Source organism: Ruegeria sp. SAZD011, assembly GCF_059612545.1.
Window position 1 is genome coordinate 111,139 of sequence record NZ_JBXWQU010000040.1, and the last position, 16,223, is coordinate 127,361.

A 16,223-nucleotide genomic window follows, 5' to 3' on the forward strand; every position below is an offset into this window, starting at 1 on the left:
AGCCAGCAAATATGCGACAAAGGAGAGGCCTCATGCTGCGCCAGGTCACCCATACCGACCAAATCGTCACGCTGGAATTTGCCGATGGCGCCACCGCGCGGTTTCACGCCGTCTGGCTGCGCGACAACGCACTGGACCCAACGACCCGCGCGCCCGGCAATGGCCAGCGCCTGATCACCATCGGCGACATTCCCGCCGATCTTAGCATCGGCGCGGCCGCGCTTGCAGGGGACGCGCTGTCGGTCACCTTCTTGCCCGAGAACAAGACCGTCACATTTCCGGCAGACTGGCTGGCCGCCCATGCCTATGACCGAGATCAGGATCACCCGATCGGATGGACCGCCCCCGGCATCACCACCTGGCAAAACGGCATCGCCGCACCCGGCGCCGACTGGACCGCCGTGCATGCCAATCCAGCGGTCAAGCGCGACTGGCTGGCGGCAGTGGCCGAATTCGGCTTTGCCCGGTTGACTGGTGGGCCCACCGAACCCGGCGCGCTGCTCAAGGTGGCCGATCTCTTCGGTTATGTGCGCGAGACCAATTATGGCCGCTATTTCGAGGTGCGGACCGAGGTGAACCCCACCAACCTCGCCTATACCGGGCTGGGCCTTCAGGCTCATACCGACAACCCCTATCGCGATCCGGTGCCGACGCTGCAAATCCTCTACTGCCTGGAGAACAGCGCCGAGGGCGGCGACAGTATCGTGGTTGACGGCTTTCGCGCGGCAGAAAGGTTGCGCGATGCAAACCCCGAGGGGTTCGCGCTGCTTGCAGGCTATCCGGCCCGGTTCGAATACAAGGGAGCGGACGGGGTCTGCCTGCGGGCGCGCCGTCCGATGATCGAACTGTCCCCCGATGGGCAACTGGTGGCGATCCGGTTCAACAACCGCTCCTCTGCCCCCTTCGTGGATATCCCTTTTGACAGGATGGAGGCCTATTACGCCGCCTATCGTCAATTGGCCGAGTTCATCGACGACCCGGCGATGGGGGTCGCGTTCAAGCTGGAACCGGGCGAGAGCTTCATCGTCGACAACACCCGTGTCCTGCATGCGCGCACCGGCTATTCGGGCGCCGGGTCGCGCTGGCTGCAAGGGTGTTACGCCGACAAGGACGGGCTCCTCTCGACCCTCGCCGCAATGGAGGCCGCCGCGCCGGAGGCCGCGGAATGAACCCTGATTTCACAACTCTCAACCGCGACAACATCGTCGCGTTCCTTGTTGATATCTTCGCCCGCCGCGGCGGCGAGGAATATCTGGGAGAGCCGGTGACCATGGCCCAACACATGCTGCAAGGCGCCACCATCGCCGAACAGAACGGCCTGCCCGAAGAGATCATCGTCGGCGCGCTCTTGCATGATATCGGGCATTTCACATCGGAATTCGGCACCTATCATCCCGACGACACCGAGGACCGCCATCACGAGGATGCGGGCGAGGCGGTGCTGGCACCGTTCTTTCCCCCGGTGATAACCGATTGCGTGAAGTACCATGTGGCCGCGAAACGCTATCTCTGCGCCACCAAGCCCGCGTATTTCGCGCGCCTGTCCCCCGCCTCGGTCCATACGCTGGAGTTGCAGGGCGGGCCGATGAGTACCGAAGAGGTGGCCGAGTTCGAAAGGAACCCGAACATCGAAGCAATCATTCAGGTCCGCTATCTGGACGAGGCCGGCAAGCGAGCCGATATGGAAACCCCCGATTTCGACCATTTCGCGCCGATGGTTCAGCGTATGGTCGACCGGCATCTGCCGGGATCATAGGACGGAGCTGGGGACCAGCCCCCAGACCCCCGGAGCATTTCCGACCAGAAAGAAGCAAAAACGCTCCTGCTTCTTTCTGGTTTGCAAATACTCCCGCCGGAGGCTCCCGCCCGCACGGCAAAGACCCGCGCGGGCGAAGGCATGTTATACTGCGGTCTACTCGGCGGCCCAGCCGCCGACCGCCTTGACCTCAAGGAAGTCTTCCAGCCCCCAGACGCCACCCTCGCGCCCGTTGCCGGATTGTTTCATGCCGCCAAAGGGCGAGCCAGCAGAGCGGGATTGGCCGTTCATCTCGACCATGCCCGAACGCAGCGCGCGCGCCATGCGGTTTGCGCGGGCGGCGTCCTGCGTCTGGACATAGTTGGTCAACCCATAGGGCGTGTCATTGGCGATCTCGATCGCCTCTTCCTCGGTATCGAAGGGGATCATGGTCAGAACCGGGCCAAAGATCTCCTCTCGTGCGATGGTCATCTGGTTATTGGCATCGGCGAACACGGTGGGGCGCACGTAGTAACCCTTGTTCAGCCCCTCGGGCCGACCGGTACCGCCCGCGACCAGGCGGGCGCCTTCGTCGATGCCCTTCTGGATGAGGTCCTGGATCTTGGACCATTGCAACTCGTTCACCACCGGGCCGATATGGCGGCCTTCGTCCAACGCGTTGCCCACGGTGACCTTGCTGGCCACTTCGGCGGCAGTTTCGACCGCCTGGTCGTAGATCGGGCGTTGCACCAGCATGCGGCTGGGCGCGTTACAGCTCTGGCCGGTATTGTTCATCATGTGCAGCACGCCGCGCTTGACCGCCTTGTCATCGGCATCGGCAAAGATCACGTTGGCGCCCTTGCCGCCCAGTTCCAGATGCACTTTCTTGAGCGTATCGGCTGCCGCCTTGGAAATCGCGGTGCCCGCGCGCGTCGAGCCTGTGAAGCTGACCATGTCGATATCGGGATGCGACGAAAGCTGCGAGCCGACACCCACGCCATCGCCGTTCACCAGGTTGAACACACCCGGCGGGAAGCCGGCCTCGTCCATCATCTCGGCAAAGATCATCGCGTTGAGCGGGCTTTGCTCGGAGGGTTTCAGAACCATGGTGCAGCCCGCGATGGCGGCGGCGCCGACCTTGAGCGTGACCTGGTTCATCGGCCAGTTCCAGGGCGTGATCAGCGCCGTGACGCCCACCGCCTCGTAGATGATCCGGTCATTGGGGGCATGATCGCCCAACGGGCGCTCGAACTGAAACGCCTTGGCGGCACGGATGAAGTTCTTCAGGTGCCACGTGCCCGCGCCCACCTGCTGGCTGCGCGACATGTCGATGGGCGCGCCCATTTCCAGCGACATCGCCTGCGCCAGTTCCTCGCCACGGGACTGGTAGATCTCGATCAGCTTTTCAACCAAGGCGATCCGCTCGGCGACGGGGGTTGCCATCCATCCCGGCAGCGCCGCCTTGGCGGCGGCGACGGCGGCATTGGTATCTGCCTCGGAGCCGAGGGAGATGACGGCACAAGGCTCTTCGGTCGACGGGTTGACGACCTGGAAATCATTGCTGACGGCAGGCGCAACCCAGGCGCCGTTGATGTAGAACTCACGCTTTTCGATCATGTCTGCCTCTCCTGATCAGACGGTTTTCGACCGGGCGGTCGGGAATCGGGGCCACTGTGTCACTCAAGACAGCGCGCGGCAAGGGGTGGTCGCAAAATTTGATCAAATTTTGCCGTCCCGCAGATTTCTTGTGGCGGCACCTTGTCGCGGGTGGTGTATCCGGGCGGGCCAATCGCTAGATTGGTCGCGACTGACTCGCACTCACAGCAAAGGAGATCCCCCATGGGTTTGCGCATCAACGATATCGTTCCCAATTTCGAGGCCGATACCGACAAGGGGCGCATCGCGTTCCATGACTGGATCGGCGACAGCTGGGCCATCCTGTTCTCGCATCCCAAGGATTTTACCCCGGTCTGCACCACCGAATTCGGCGCCGTGGCGCAACTGGCCGATGAATGGGCCAAGCGCAACACCAAAGTGATCGGCGTCTCGGTCGACGGGGTCGAGGATCACAAGAAATGGAAGGGCGATATCGAGAGCTTTGCCGGCACCAGCGCCGGCTTTCCGATCATCGCCGACGAAGGGCTGGCAGTGTCCAAGGCCTTTGACATGCTGCCCGCCGACGCCTATCTGCCCGATGGCCGCACCCCCGCCGACAGCGCCACGGTGCGCTCGGTCTTCATCATCAGCCCCGACAAGAAGCTGCAACTGTCGATGACATATCCGATGTCGGTCGGGCGCAACTTTGCCGAGGTGCTGCGCGCGCTTGACGGGCTTCAGCGCACCTATCAGCAGCCGCTGGCCACCCCGGCCAACTGGGAAACCGGGCAGGACGTGATCGTCGCGCTGGCGCTGGACAATGCCGCTGCCGAAGAAAAATACGGTGCACTGGACATCAAACTGCCTTATCTGCGGTTTGCAAAGAACCCGGGCTAAGCCCATCGCGGGCGCGGGGTGACCCGCGCCCGTCAACGATAGAAAGACCTTTGCGATGGCCTCTTTGAAACGCTGGCTCGACCTGCGCCGCAACCCCTGGAAGGCCGAGCACTATGCCGGGCTCAAGGCCTGGCGCGCCGACAATGCGTTGAAGACGCGGTTTCACACCTATGACGATCTTGCCCCCGAAGCGGTGGTTCTGGATGTCGGCGGGTTCGAGGGTGGCTGGGCTGATCTGATCCTGTCCGTTCAGCCCAAGGCGCGGGTACATGTGTTCGAACCTCACCCCCGATTTGCCGATACGCTGAGGGCGAAATACGCCGACCGGCCGAATGTATCGGTTCATGATTTTGCCATGGGCGGGGCCGAGGGCACCCTGACGCTCAGTGACGATGGCGATGCCTCCTCGGCCTTTGGCGGTCAGGGTGGCGCGCTCACGGCGCCGGTGCGTCCTGTCGGCGCAGTCTTTGCCAAGCTGGGGCTGGACCGGGTCGATCTGATGAAGGTCAATATCGAAGGCGGAGAATACGATCTGCTGCCCGCCCTGCTGGAGAGCGGGCTGATGCCCCGCATCGCGCGGCTTCAGGTGCAGTTTCACCTGTTCGAACCGGCGCTGATCGACACCCGCGCGGCGATCTGCGCGCGGCTGGAGGAAACCCATGACTGCGCCTGGTGCTATCCGTTCATATGGGAGGAATGGCGCCTGCGCTAAGGCGCCTTCAGCCGCGTGACAAGCGCCGCACCGCTGCGCGATAGCGTGCGCGATGCCATTCGCGGATCAGCCGCTCGGTCAGGCTCTTTTTCGCACCGATGGTGCTGCCGCCGATGGCCCCGGTCCGGTCGCTCAGGCCCGACGGGCTGATCACCCCCAGTCGCAACCCGGTATGCCAGTGCATCTGCAGGAACGTGTCCACCGGCCGGTCAAACGGTTCGGTCAGGGCCAGCAGCCGTTCCGCCGCCCAGCGCGCTACCAGCTGGCCCGAGGTGCGCAGCGGTGTCAGATCGGGCTGCATCAACACGGATTGCCCTTGCTGATCTATCGCGGGCGCGGTCAGGGTGCGGGTCTGGAACTGGATATAGCCCATCTGCGCCACATGGCGCTGCGCCAGCGCCAGCGCATCACCAAACCCTGCCTCCAACGCCATGTCATCCTCGATGATCAGTGCAGCCTCTGCTTCGCTCTTGACCAACCGGGCCCAGGCGGCACGATGGCTGAGGAAACAGCCGATCTCGCCCGGGCGCAGATCAAAGGGATAGGCGGGTTTCAACAGCCCCGGTCGAAAGGCCCGGTCCCGCGCCTCCGGTGCCAGTGCCGCACCATCGACCGCAGGCAGAAGCACGGCATAGGGCAGCTCCGCCACCAGCGCCTCGGCCTGCGCGCGCCGGTCCTTGGCGCGTTCCAGATGAATGACGAAACCGATCGGATCCATGCCGGACCTCCCTGTCGCCGCCTGTCCAACGCGCGGCCCGAATGGAAAAGGCCCAGACAGGATGTCCGGGCCTTTCCGTCTGTGCAAGACCAGAGGCTTATTCCGCCTCAGAGGTCTCTTTCTTTTCCGGCACGATCTCTTCGCCGGTTTCCTGATCGACAACCTTCATCGACAGGCGCACCTTGCCGCGATCGTCAAAGCCCAAGAGCTTGACCTTCACTTCCTGACCTTCCTTCAGAACGTCCGAAGGATGGTTCAGGCGGCGGTTTTCGATCTGGGACACGTGCACCAGGCCGTCGCGCTTGCCAAAGAAGTTCACGAAGGCGCCGAAATCGACGATCTTCACGACTTTACCGGTATAGATCTGACCCTCTTCGGGTTCGGCCACGATGGACCAGATCATGTCATAGGCCTTCTTGATCGAGTCGCCGTTGGGCGAGGCGATCTTGATGATGCCATCGTCGTTGATATCGACCTTGGCGCCCGACACTTCGACGATCTCGCGGATCACCTTGCCGCCGGAACCGATCACTTCGCGGATCTTGTCGGTGGGGATCTGCATGGTCTCGATGCGCGGTGCATGGACCGAGAAGTCGGCAGCGCCCGACAGCGCCTTGTTCATCTCGCCCAGGATGTGCATCCGCCCATCCTTGGCTTGCGACAGGGCTTTCTCCATGATCTCGGGCGTGATGCCCGCAACCTTGATGTCCATCTGCAGCGAGGTGATGCCGTTTTCGGTACCCGCCACCTTGAAGTCCATGTCGCCCAGGTGGTCTTCGTCACCCAGGATGTCGGTCAGAACCGCATAGGACCCGTCGTCCTCCAGGATCAGGCCCATGGCCACACCGGCAACGGCGGATTTCAGCGGCACGCCCGCATCCATCATCGACAGCGACCCGCCGCAGACCGATGCCATCGAGGACGAGCCGTTGGACTCGGTGATCTCGGACACCACGCGGATGGTATAGGGGAAGTCGGTCGGCGCCGGCAGCACCGCCTGCAGCGCACGCCAGGCCAGTTTGCCATGACCGATCTCACGACGGCCGGGCGAACCCACGCGGCCAACCTCGCCCACCGAGTAGGGGGGGAAGTTGTAATGCAGCAGGAAGTTCGATTTGAAATTGCCGTGCAGCGCGTCGATGAACTGTTCATCGTCGCCGGTGCCCAGCGTGGTCACGACCAGACCCTGGGTCTCGCCCCGGGTGAACAGGGCCGAACCGTGGGTCCGCGGAAGCAGGCCGGTTTCGGCTACGATCGGGCGCACGGTGGTGGTGTCACGGCCGTCGATCCGCTTGCCACCCTTGACCACGTCGCCACGCAGGATGCCGGCTTCGAGCTTCTTCAGGGCCGAGCCGAGGTTGCTGTCTGCGACCTGCTCCTCGGTCAGGGCGGCCTTGATGGCCTCGCGCGCGGCGGCAACGGCCGCGGTACGCTCCTGCTTGTCGGTGATCGCGAAAGCGGCGCGCATCTGCTCTTCACCGGCGGCTTTGACAGCGGCGTAGAGGTCGGAATAGTCCGGCGGGGTAAAGTCGAACGGTTCCTTGGCGCACTGCTCGGCAAAGGCGATGATCAGGTCGACCACCGGCTGGATCTGCTCATGCGCAAAGGTCACGGCGCCCAGCATCTCGGCCTCGGTCAGTTCATAGGCCTCCGATTCCACCATCATCACGGCGTCCTTGGTCCCGGCAACAACCAGGTCCAGACGCTGTTCGGGGTTCAGGCGCAGGTCCTGCATGTCGTCGACGGTCGGGTTCAGGACATATTCGCCATCGACATAGCCGACGCGGCAGCCTGCGATCGGGCCCATGAACGGCACGCCCGAGATGGTCAGCGCGGCCGAGGCAGCGATCATCGCAACGATATCGGGATCGTTGACGAGGTCGTGCGAAAGCACGGTGCACATCACCAGCACTTCGTTCTTGAAGCCCGGCACGAACAGCGGGCGGATCGGCCGGTCGATCAGGCGCGCGGTCAGCGTTTCCTTTTCGGTCGGGCGCGCCTCGCGCTTGAAGAAACCGCCCGGCACCTTGCCGGCGGCATAGTATTTTTCCTGATAGTGGACCGTAAGGGGAAAGAAGTCCTGGCCCGGCTTTTGCTCGCGGGCAAAGGTCACGTTGGCCATCACGCGGGTCTCGCCCAGGGTGGCGACCACCGAACCGTCGGCCTGACGGGCAATCTTGCCCGACTCCAGTGTCAGCGTTTCCTCGCCCCACTGCATCGATTTCGTCGTTACATCAAACATGTGCGTATCCTAGATGGGAGCACTCCCAGGCGTATCCCGGGTCTCCCGTTTCAATGGCGGCCCCATTGCCGCCGACCCCGTTATCATTTCCTTCACGGTGCCGGGGTCCGGGCACCACGTCTCAGATTTTGCGCCCATACAGGAGTTTGGACCGGAATGAAAGAGGAATGGCGCGCGCCACGGGATGCGGCGCGCGCCTCGGTGTCGTCAAGGTCAGGCCGGGCGCACGATCAGTTGCGGCTGGCCGTCCGAGGTGCGCCGGCTCGACCGGCCATCCCATCCGATCTCGCCACTGACCCGTTGGCGCAGGGCCGAGAAACTGTCGAACCGGACCACATCGACCGGTTGGTCGAAATGCAACGTGATGCGGCGGTGGCCACCATCGCCCAGCACGGACAGGCCCCGGATCTCGGCGGTGAAGGGTTGGCCCAGATACTCGCCGGACACCCGGTCACCGACGCTGAAATGCAGCCGGTTGCCGGCTTCGGCCACCAGCGTGTTCCAGTCGCGGACACCGTGTTGGTGTGCCACGAGTTCAAGCGCGCGCGAATGGCTGATCGGGGTTCCCGCAGCGTGCAGATCGTCGCGCAGGCGACGGGCCTGCGCCTTGTATGCCTCGATGGGCGCGGCGGGTATTCTATGTGTCATCTTTGCCTCGTTTTCCAGAACGGGCGCATCAAAACGGACGGGGCTCGCATTGCCATCCAAGCGCCGGAAAAGGGCAAGGATCGTGATCAAGCGGGTTTCACCATGGCCAAATGGCCGCGAGCGGCAGGGAACCCGAACCTGGCGGATAGATAGGTAGGGGACCCCGGCCTGTCAACAACACCGCTCTGGAAGGCGTTTGAACCTACACAACGCCTCACGATTTCTTTACTAAGTGCCGAAACATAGAAGTTCGTATTCATGATCACCACCCGCCTGCACGGCCGCCTTGGCAACCAGATGTTCCAATATGCCGCCGCGCGCGGTCTGGCCGCGCGTCTGGGCACGCAGGTTGCGCTGGACACCCGGCTGGCCGAGGCGCGTGGCGAAGGGGTGTTGACCCGTGCCTTCGAACTCGACCTGGCCCGACCGGACTGCCTGCCGCCGCTCAAAGGCGACGGCTTCCTTCGTTATAGCGCCTGGCGGCTGCTGGGTCTGGCGCCCAGGTTCCGGCGCGAGCGCGGGCTGGGCTACAACCCGGCGATCGAGGGGTGGGGCGACGGCAGCTATCTGCACGGGTATTGGCAGTCGGAACGTTATTTCGCTCATATCGCCGACCGCATCCGCGCCGATTTCACCTTTCCCGCTTTTTCCAACAGCCAAAACGCGGAAATGGCCGCGCGGATCGGCGAATGCCCTGCAATCTCGCTGCATGTGCGGCGGGGGGACTACGTGGCGCTGGCCGCCCATGCACTGTGCGACCAGCGCTACTACGAGGCCGCGCTGACCCGGATCCTTGAGGGGGTCGCGGGCAATCCGGTTGTCTTTGTCTTTTCGGACGATCCCGGCTGGGCGCGGGACAACCTGCCGCTGCCGGTGCAAAAGGTGGTGGTGGATTTCAACGGACCCGAGACCGATTTCGAGGACATGCGCCTGATGAGTCTGTGCCGCCACAATATCATCGGCAACTCCTCGTTCTCGTGGTGGGCGGCATGGCTGAACGCAAACCCGGACAAGCGGGTAGCCGGCCCGGCCCGCTGGTTCGGCAATCCGAAGCTGCATAACCCCGACATCCTGCCGCCCAACTGGCTGAAGATCGAGGTTTGAGCATATAGCAAACGCCGCGGCGGGGGGCGCTGCCCCCCTGCACCCCCCGGAGTATTTGCGGCAAAGTGAAGGGAAGTACGGTCGTTCAGAAGGGCGCGGGTGCGCGAAACGTCATCGAACGGCCGCTTTCCGGGTGCTTGAGGCGCAACTCCTCGGAATGCAGCATCAGTCGCGGAAACGCCTGCGCGGCGCCCGTGGCATAGAACGGATCGCCCAGGATCGGGTGACCCAGCGCCTGGCAATGCACCCGCAGCTGATGCGACCGCCCGGTGCGCGGAAACAGGCGCACGCGGGTGGTATCGCCTTCGTATCGCAGGACCCGCCAATCGGTCACGGCGGGTTTACCTGTCTCGTGACACACCATCTGGCGCGGGCGGTTCGGCCAGTCGACGATCAGCGGCAGATCGACGGTGCCTGTCTTGGGTTCAAGCTTGCCCCAAAGCCGCGCCACATAGGTCTTGCGGGTCTTGCGTTCTTCGAACTGACGACCGAGGTAGCGCTGGGCATGCGGCGTCTGGGCAAAGACCATAACCCCCGATGTATCCCGGTCGAGCCTGTGCACCAGCAGCGCACCGGGAAATCCCGCCTGCACCCGTGACAGCAGGCAATCGGCCAGATGCGCACCCCGCCCCGGCACCGACAACAGCCCGGCGGGCTTGTTCACCACGATCAGTTCGGCATCCTCGTGGATAACGTCCAGCGGGTCTTGTGGGGGAGTGTAGTTGTCGTCCATGACCGCATGCCCTAGCGCAGACGACGGCCTCTCGCAACGTCGTGCTTGCGCCGCCGGTCAGGTGGCGCAAGGCTGCGGCCAAACCATCGAGAGGAGAACGCAGATGCACCCCACGATCGCACGGATGCAAGAGGTGGTGGCCAAGGGCGACGAGAGCCTGATCCACGCCCTGCTGGCCGAGGATGTTCGCTTCCTGCCGCCGACCTATTACAAGACCTGGACCGGTCGCGACCCGGTCGCCGCGGTTCTGGGCCATGTCGGACAGGTGTTTTCCGAGTTCCGCTATCGCCGCGTCATGGGCGAGGGCAAGGATTGGGCGCTGGAGTTTCAGTGCAAGGTTGGTGATCTGGACGCTGTCGGCGTCGACCTGATTACCCTCAACGACGCCGGGCTGATCCAGGAATTCGAAGTGGTCATGCGCCCGTACAAGACCATCGGCGCCCTGCGCGACGCGATGAACGCGCGGGTGATGACCGATGCGCGTTTCCTCAAGTATCGCGAGGCGCTCAGCTGATCGGGATCGACCAGATCCTGCGCCTGCCCCTGCTGCCGGTTCTGGCCGCACAGGGACTGGCGGTACGGCGCAAGGCGCAGCTCTTGCCCGAACCCGCAGGTTCGCGCGCCGGCACGGCGGGCAGTGGCCCCCAGTTGCGGCTGCTGATCGCGGGCGACAGTTCGGCCGCCGGGGTCGGCGCCACAACCCAGGCCGAGGCACTGAGCGGCCGGCTGGTGGCGCGGCTCGCCCTGGAATATACGCTCGACTGGCGGCTCGAGGCGACAACAGGCCACACCACCCGCGACACGCTGGACCGGTTGGTCCGGCTGACCGGACCGTTTGACATCGCAGTCACGGCGCTGGGAGTGAACGACACCACACGCGGGTCGAGTGCGCGCAGCTTCGCCCGGCGTCAGGCGGCACTGCTGGATCATCTGACGGGCCCGCTCGGGGCGCAGGTGGTCATTGTCACTGCGGTACCGGACATGGCCTTGTTTCCGGCCCTGCCGCAACCGCTTGCCTGGATACTGGGTGCTCAGGCCCGGCGGCTCGACCGCGCCTTGCAACAGGTCGCGGCGCATCACCCCAAGGCGGTGTATCACCATCCCGTCATTCCACCCGATCCGGCAATGGCCGCCCGCGACGGCTATCATCCCAGCCCGCTGGCCTATGATCGGTGGGCCGAGGGGCTGGCCGGTCTGATCCGCGATCAGGCCGCGCGCCGCATCTGCCGCAGCATCGGGACGGAATAGATCACCAGCGCGGCCCAGATCATCGGAAAAGCAATCATGCGCGCGCGGTCGATCTCCTCGCCGAACAGCGCAACAGCTGTGACAAAGATCATCGTGGGCGCAATATATTGCAGGATACCCATGGTAGACAGACGCACCAGCTTGGCCCCATTTGCATAAAACAGAAGCGGCACCGCCGTCACCACACCGGCCCCGGCCAACAAAAGGCTGTCTCCTCCGAAACCGCCGAAATGCCCCTGCCCCTGCGCCGTGATCCAGACCACGTAGGCGAGCGCAAAGGGCGACAGGATCAACACTTCGAGCAGGAACCCCTGATTGGGACCGATCGGCAGCGACCGCTTGAACAAGGCATAAAACCCCCAGCTGAAGGTCAGGCCCAGCGCCACCCAGGGCAATTCTCCCGCTTGAGCGATCAAAACAGCCACCCCTGCCGCGGCCAGCAGGATGGCACCCATCTGCGCCCGGCTCAGCCGCTCTCCCAGGAACAGCCCCGCCAGCGCGATGCTGAACAGCGGATTGATGTAGTACCCCAGCGCGGCATCCAACGCCCGGCCATTGGCGATCGACCAGACATAGATCGCCCAGTTGACCGAGATCAGCGCTGCCGTCAGGCAGGCCATGCCCAGCATGCGCGGATTGCGCAGTGCCGCACGCAGATCGCGGGTGCGCCCCAGCGCCACCAGCAGCGCCCCGGCCACCGGCACCGACCAGATCACCCGATGCGCCACCACTTCGACTGACGGAACATGCGCCAAGGCCTTCATGTACAGAGGCAGAAACCCCCACAACAGATAGGCGGTGATCGCCAGCACCAGCCCTTTGGGCGTATCCACATTCTCGGGCCGGTGATCGCTCATCTCGCATTCTCCTCTGCCCGCACGTTGTGAACAGGCACGGCGGGAAAGGAAAGCCTCTAATCGGTGAACCGACCCATCAACACCCGTGATATCGTCCCTTCCTCTTGCCCGAAATATCCCGGAGCGCGAGGCAGCGCCTCGCACCCCGCGCGGAACGCGCGGCACCAACAAAGCGCGCCGCAGGCGCTCCTTTTGGTAACCCGCTAGACCTTCACCCGCTCGGATTTCGGATCATACATCGGGGCGAGCGCGGCCTCGGCGCGCACGCGGGTGCCCATCACGTCGATCTCGTAGGTCGAGGCCAAAACATCCGCCGCGCTTTCGCCTTCGCAGGGGACATAGCCCATGCCGATGGCACCGCCCAGATGGTGGCCGTAGGCGCCGGAACTCAGGTAGCCGACGATCTGCCCGTCCCTGAGCAGCGGCTCGTTGTGATAGAGCAGCGGTTCGGGGTCGGTCAGGCGGAACTGGACCATACGGGTTTTAAGCCCCTCGTCTTTCTTGCGCAGCACCGCGTCACGGCCGATGAAATCGGGCTTGTCGGTCTTGACCGCAAAGCCCAGCCCAGCCTCCAGCACGTGATCCTCGGGCGTGATGTCATGGCCGAAATGGCGGAACGCCTTTTCGATCCGGCAGCAATCCATCACATGCATGCCGCAGAGTTTCAGGCCCAGGTCCTGGCCCGCCTCGAACAGGGTTTCAAACGCATGCCCCGCCATGTCGGAGGAGACGTAGATCTCCCACCCGAGTTCACCGACGTACGTCACGCGGTGGACGCGGGCGAGGCCCATGCCCAGTTCGATTTCCTGCGCGGTGCCAAAGGGATTCACATCGTTCGAGAAGTCGTTCGGGCTGACCCGCGCCATCAACTCGCGCGCCTTGGGGCCCATCACCGCCAGCACGCCCTCGCCCGCGGTCACATCGGTGATCACCACGCTGAAGTCTCCCACAAGGCGCATCATCCGGGTCTGGTCGGCATAGCGGGTGGCCGCAGGGGTGACGACCAGATAGGCGGTCTCGCTCAGGCGGGTGACGGTGACGTCGGCCTCGATCCCGCCGCGCGCGTTCAGGAACTGGGTATAGACGATGCGGCCCACCGGCACGTCGAACTGACCGCCCGCGATATGGTTCAGATAGGCGGTGGCGTCCGGCCCTTCGACGCGGATCTTGCCGAAGGAGGACATGTCATACATGCCCAGCCCGGTGCGGATCGCCCTGTGCTCCTCGGCCACGTTGTCGAAGAAGTTCTGCCGCCGCCAGCTGTAGCGGTATTCGCGTTCCTGATCCGGGCGCGCGTACCAGTTGGCGCGCTCCCAGCCCGCCAGTTCGCCGAATACTGCGCCATTTGCTTTCAGATGCTCATGGAACGGGGTGCGGCGCACCCCGCGCGAGGTGGCTTTCTGCCGGTAGGGGAAGTGATCGGCATAGAGCAGGCCCAGCGTCTCGGTCGAGCGTTCGACGAGATAGCGCTTGTTGCCCTGAAAGGGCTGCATGCGGGCGATGTCGACATCGCCGAGGTCAAAGGGTTTCTCGCCGCTGTCCATCCACTGGCTGAGCGCATGGCCCGCGCCGCCCGCCGACTGGATCCCGATCGAGTTGAACCCGGCGGCGACCCAGACGTTGTCCATCTCGGGCGCAAGGCCAAGGTGATAGGCGTCGTCGGGGGTAAAGCTTTCGGGTCCGTTGAAGAAGGTGTGGATACCCGCGCTGCCCAGCATCGGCATGCGGTTCACGGCGGCCTCGAGGATGGGTTCGAAATGGTCGAAATCCTCGGGCAGCTGGTCGAATTCGAATGTGTCGGGGATGCCGTCCATGCCCCAGGGTTTCGATTTCGGCTCGAACGCGCCCAGCATCATCTTGCCGGCGTCTTCCTTGTAATAGGCGCATTCGTCGGGAACGCGCAGGACGGGCATCTGGGTCAGGCCCTGGATGGGTTCCGAGACGATGTAGAAATGTTCGCAGGCCTGCAGAGGCACGTTGATGCCCGCCATGCGGCCCACCTGATGGCCCCACATACCGGCACAGTTCACGATCATCTCGCAGGCGATATGACCCTGTTCGGAGCCATCGTCGCTGATCCAGTCGACGCCGGTGACCCGGCGGCCCGCTTTGGCGATGCCGGTCACCTTGATCCGTTCCTTGACCACGGCGCCGCGCTGACGCGCGCCCTTGGCCAGCGCCAGCGCGATATTGGCCGGGTCGGCCTGCCCGTCGGTCGGCAGCCAGACACCGCCGGTGACACCGTCGAGGTTGATGTGCTGATAGCGCTCCTTGACCTCGGCAGGCGACAGTTCCTCGACCGGGACGCCAAAGGCGCGGGCCATGGCGGCGTTGCGGTAAAGCTCTTCCAGCCGTTCGCCCGTGAGCGCGACCGAGACGGAGCCCACCTGCCGCATGCCGGTGGCAACGCCGGTCTCGGCCTCGAGCCCCATATAGAGCTCGGCCGAGTACCGGGCGAGCTTGGTCATGTTCGAGCTGGCACGCAGCTGGCCGATAAGGCCCGCGGCATGCCAGGTGGTGCCCGAGGTCAACTGCTTGCGTTCGAGCAGAACGACGTCTTTCCAGCCGAGCTTGGTCAGGTGATAGGCGACCGAGCAGCCGACGACGCCGCCGCCGATGATGACCACGCGGGCCTGGGTGGGAAGATCAGCCATATATGTCTCCACAACTTTCGATTTGCCCGACAATGCCACGGGCGGGCGACAGGAAATCCATCAAAAACGTCACGGCAGCGGTGAAAATCACCGCTGCACAGCCGCACGTTTCTGCCGCCTCAGCACAAAGGGGGTAACCCCGTAGAAGCTTTTGTAGACTGCCGAGAATCCGTTCGGAAAGCCGCAGGCCAGCCCGATTTCGCGTACGCTCATAGCGGTATTCAGCAGCAGAGAATTGGCCTTGGCCAGCCGCATTTCGCGATAGAAGTTGTTGGGCGTTGTCCCCATATAGGTTCGGAACTTGCGCTCCAACGAGCGATTGGACAGACCGAGCGCCGCAACGATCTCACCAATGGGCAGAGGGTCCTCGATATTGGCCTGCATCATCTTGATGCACTGATCCAGCGCCTCGTCCCCGGTTGAGGTGGTCTTGATCCCCGAGAACGGCTGCATCGTGGCAAAATCGCGGATATGTTCATGAAGCATGATATCGGCAACCGTCATCTTGGCCGGGCCCGAAACATGTCGCCCGATCACTGACAAAACCACGTCGACCGTCGCACCCATGCCCGCACAGGTCACCACCGGCCCCTGCTCTGTCGCCAGCGAGAAGGTCGCATCGAAGCGCGCGCCGCGTTCGCGCAGAAACGCGGCATTTTCCCAATGGGTGGCCAGATCGGCGGTGCCGCGTTCGTTGATATATCGGCTCGCGGCCTCGGCCAGCAGAAACACCTGCGCCCCGCGAAAGGTGTAATCCTTGACGACGCGTCCCAGCGACAATTCGGGCTGGTCGGGATCGGAATTGCCGATGACGAACAGGTAGTCCGCCCTTGGTTGGGCCGGCACCCGCTCGGTCGCGACCACGGCGCCGCTGCTGCTTTCGATCAGACCGCCACGCAGGGAACGGTAAGTATAGGCAAAGGGGGGGTGCGGGCAGACCCGATTGGCGATCCGCAATACGTCGACCAAAGCGGCCAGTTCGGTCAGCACGAAACCGGGCGCGACGATGATATCGAACTGCGTTTGCCGGGTTTCGGCCTTGACCAGTTTCAGCGTTGTTTCGGCCCCCATGTGCCGCA

15 protein-coding genes are annotated in these 16,223 nt (G+C 63.9%); 7 read left to right on the top strand and 8 right to left on the bottom strand.

The window, feature by feature from the left end; all coding sequences use genetic code 11:
* The first annotated feature begins 32 nt into the window (after positions 1-32).
* Positions 33-1,169 (top strand): 2-trimethylaminoethylphosphonate dioxygenase, encoded by a 1,137-nt coding sequence (gene tmpA, locus AC2FLM_RS19965; protein WP_496859647.1) that lies wholly within the window; start codon positions 33-35, stop codon positions 1,167-1,169.
* Complete coding sequence (tmpB, locus tag AC2FLM_RS19970; RefSeq protein ID WP_496859648.1) at positions 1,166-1,756, top strand: (R)-1-hydroxy-2-trimethylaminoethylphosphonate oxygenase; 591 nt, start codon at positions 1,166-1,168, stop codon at positions 1,754-1,756. The genes tmpA and tmpB overlap by 4 nt, the downstream gene beginning before the upstream one ends.
* 156 nt (positions 1,757-1,912) lie before the next feature.
* Here tmpB and AC2FLM_RS19975 read toward each other — a convergent pair whose 3' ends face one another.
* Entirely contained in the window at positions 1,913-3,352 is a 1,440-nt protein-coding gene (locus AC2FLM_RS19975) for an aldehyde dehydrogenase family protein (RefSeq protein ID WP_496859649.1), read from the bottom strand.
* 222 nt (positions 3,353-3,574) lie between these two features.
* Between AC2FLM_RS19975 and AC2FLM_RS19980 the strand changes: the two genes are divergently transcribed.
* Positions 3,575-4,228, top strand: coding sequence for a peroxiredoxin (locus AC2FLM_RS19980; RefSeq protein ID WP_234220211.1), 654 nt, complete (start codon positions 3,575-3,577; stop codon positions 4,226-4,228).
* Positions 4,229-4,283: 55 nt separating this feature from the next.
* Positions 4,284-4,940, top strand: coding sequence for an FkbM family methyltransferase (locus tag AC2FLM_RS19985; RefSeq protein WP_496859650.1), 657 nt, complete (start codon positions 4,284-4,286; stop codon positions 4,938-4,940).
* 7 nt (positions 4,941-4,947) lie between these two features.
* On the opposite strand, the gene AC2FLM_RS19990 is transcribed toward AC2FLM_RS19985, so the two are convergent.
* The 3 genes from AC2FLM_RS19990 to AC2FLM_RS20000 form a co-directional block, all read right to left on the bottom strand.
* A complete protein-coding gene (locus AC2FLM_RS19990) occupies positions 4,948-5,658 on the bottom strand; it encodes a glycosyltransferase family 25 protein (protein ID WP_496859652.1) in 711 nt (236 codons plus the stop codon).
* Positions 5,659-5,755: 97 nt separating this feature from the next.
* The gene (pnp, locus tag AC2FLM_RS19995; protein WP_496859653.1) at positions 5,756-7,900 is read right to left on the bottom strand and encodes a polyribonucleotide nucleotidyltransferase; all 2,145 of its coding nucleotides are present in this window, start codon (positions 7,898-7,900) and stop codon (positions 5,756-5,758) included.
* Positions 7,901-8,113: 213 nt separating this feature from the next.
* A complete protein-coding gene (locus tag AC2FLM_RS20000; protein WP_496859654.1) occupies positions 8,114-8,548 on the bottom strand; it encodes a glyoxalase superfamily protein in 435 nt (144 codons plus the stop codon).
* A gap of 258 nt (positions 8,549-8,806) precedes the next feature.
* Between AC2FLM_RS20000 and AC2FLM_RS20005 the strand changes: the two genes are divergently transcribed.
* Positions 8,807-9,652 carry an alpha-1,2-fucosyltransferase gene (locus tag AC2FLM_RS20005; protein WP_496859655.1) on the top strand — a complete coding sequence of 282 codons (846 nt, stop codon included), beginning with the start codon at positions 8,807-8,809 and terminating at the stop codon, positions 9,650-9,652.
* An 85-nt stretch (positions 9,653-9,737) separates the two neighbouring features.
* On the opposite strand, the gene AC2FLM_RS20010 is transcribed toward AC2FLM_RS20005, so the two are convergent.
* On the bottom strand, positions 9,738-10,385 hold the full coding sequence (locus AC2FLM_RS20010; RefSeq protein WP_496859656.1) for an RluA family pseudouridine synthase: 648 nt from the start codon (positions 10,383-10,385) through the stop codon (positions 9,738-9,740).
* Between the two features lie 103 nt (positions 10,386-10,488).
* On the opposite strand from AC2FLM_RS20010, the gene AC2FLM_RS20015 reads away from it, so the two are divergent.
* Positions 10,489-10,899, top strand: a complete 411-nt coding sequence (locus AC2FLM_RS20015; RefSeq protein WP_234138478.1) for a nuclear transport factor 2 family protein — start codon at positions 10,489-10,491, stop codon at positions 10,897-10,899.
* 83 nt (positions 10,900-10,982) lie between these two features.
* The gene (locus AC2FLM_RS20020) at positions 10,983-11,633 is read left to right on the top strand and encodes an SGNH/GDSL hydrolase family protein (RefSeq protein WP_496859657.1); all 651 of its coding nucleotides are present in this window, start codon (positions 10,983-10,985) and stop codon (positions 11,631-11,633) included.
* On the opposite strand, the gene rarD is transcribed toward AC2FLM_RS20020, so the two are convergent.
* The 3 genes from rarD to AC2FLM_RS20035 form a co-directional block, all read right to left on the bottom strand.
* The gene (rarD, locus tag AC2FLM_RS20025; protein ID WP_234167535.1) at positions 11,591-12,490 is read right to left on the bottom strand and encodes an EamA family transporter RarD; all 900 of its coding nucleotides are present in this window, start codon (positions 12,488-12,490) and stop codon (positions 11,591-11,593) included. The genes AC2FLM_RS20020 and rarD overlap by 43 nt on opposite strands.
* A 203-nt stretch (positions 12,491-12,693) precedes the next feature.
* Positions 12,694-15,144 (bottom strand): GcvT family protein, encoded by a 2,451-nt coding sequence (locus AC2FLM_RS20030; RefSeq protein ID WP_496859659.1) that lies wholly within the window; start codon positions 15,142-15,144, stop codon positions 12,694-12,696.
* Between the two features lie 87 nt (positions 15,145-15,231).
* A complete protein-coding gene (locus AC2FLM_RS20035) occupies positions 15,232-16,215 on the bottom strand; it encodes a GlxA family transcriptional regulator (protein WP_234144391.1) in 984 nt (327 codons plus the stop codon).
* Between the last annotated feature and the right edge of the window lie 8 nt (positions 16,216-16,223).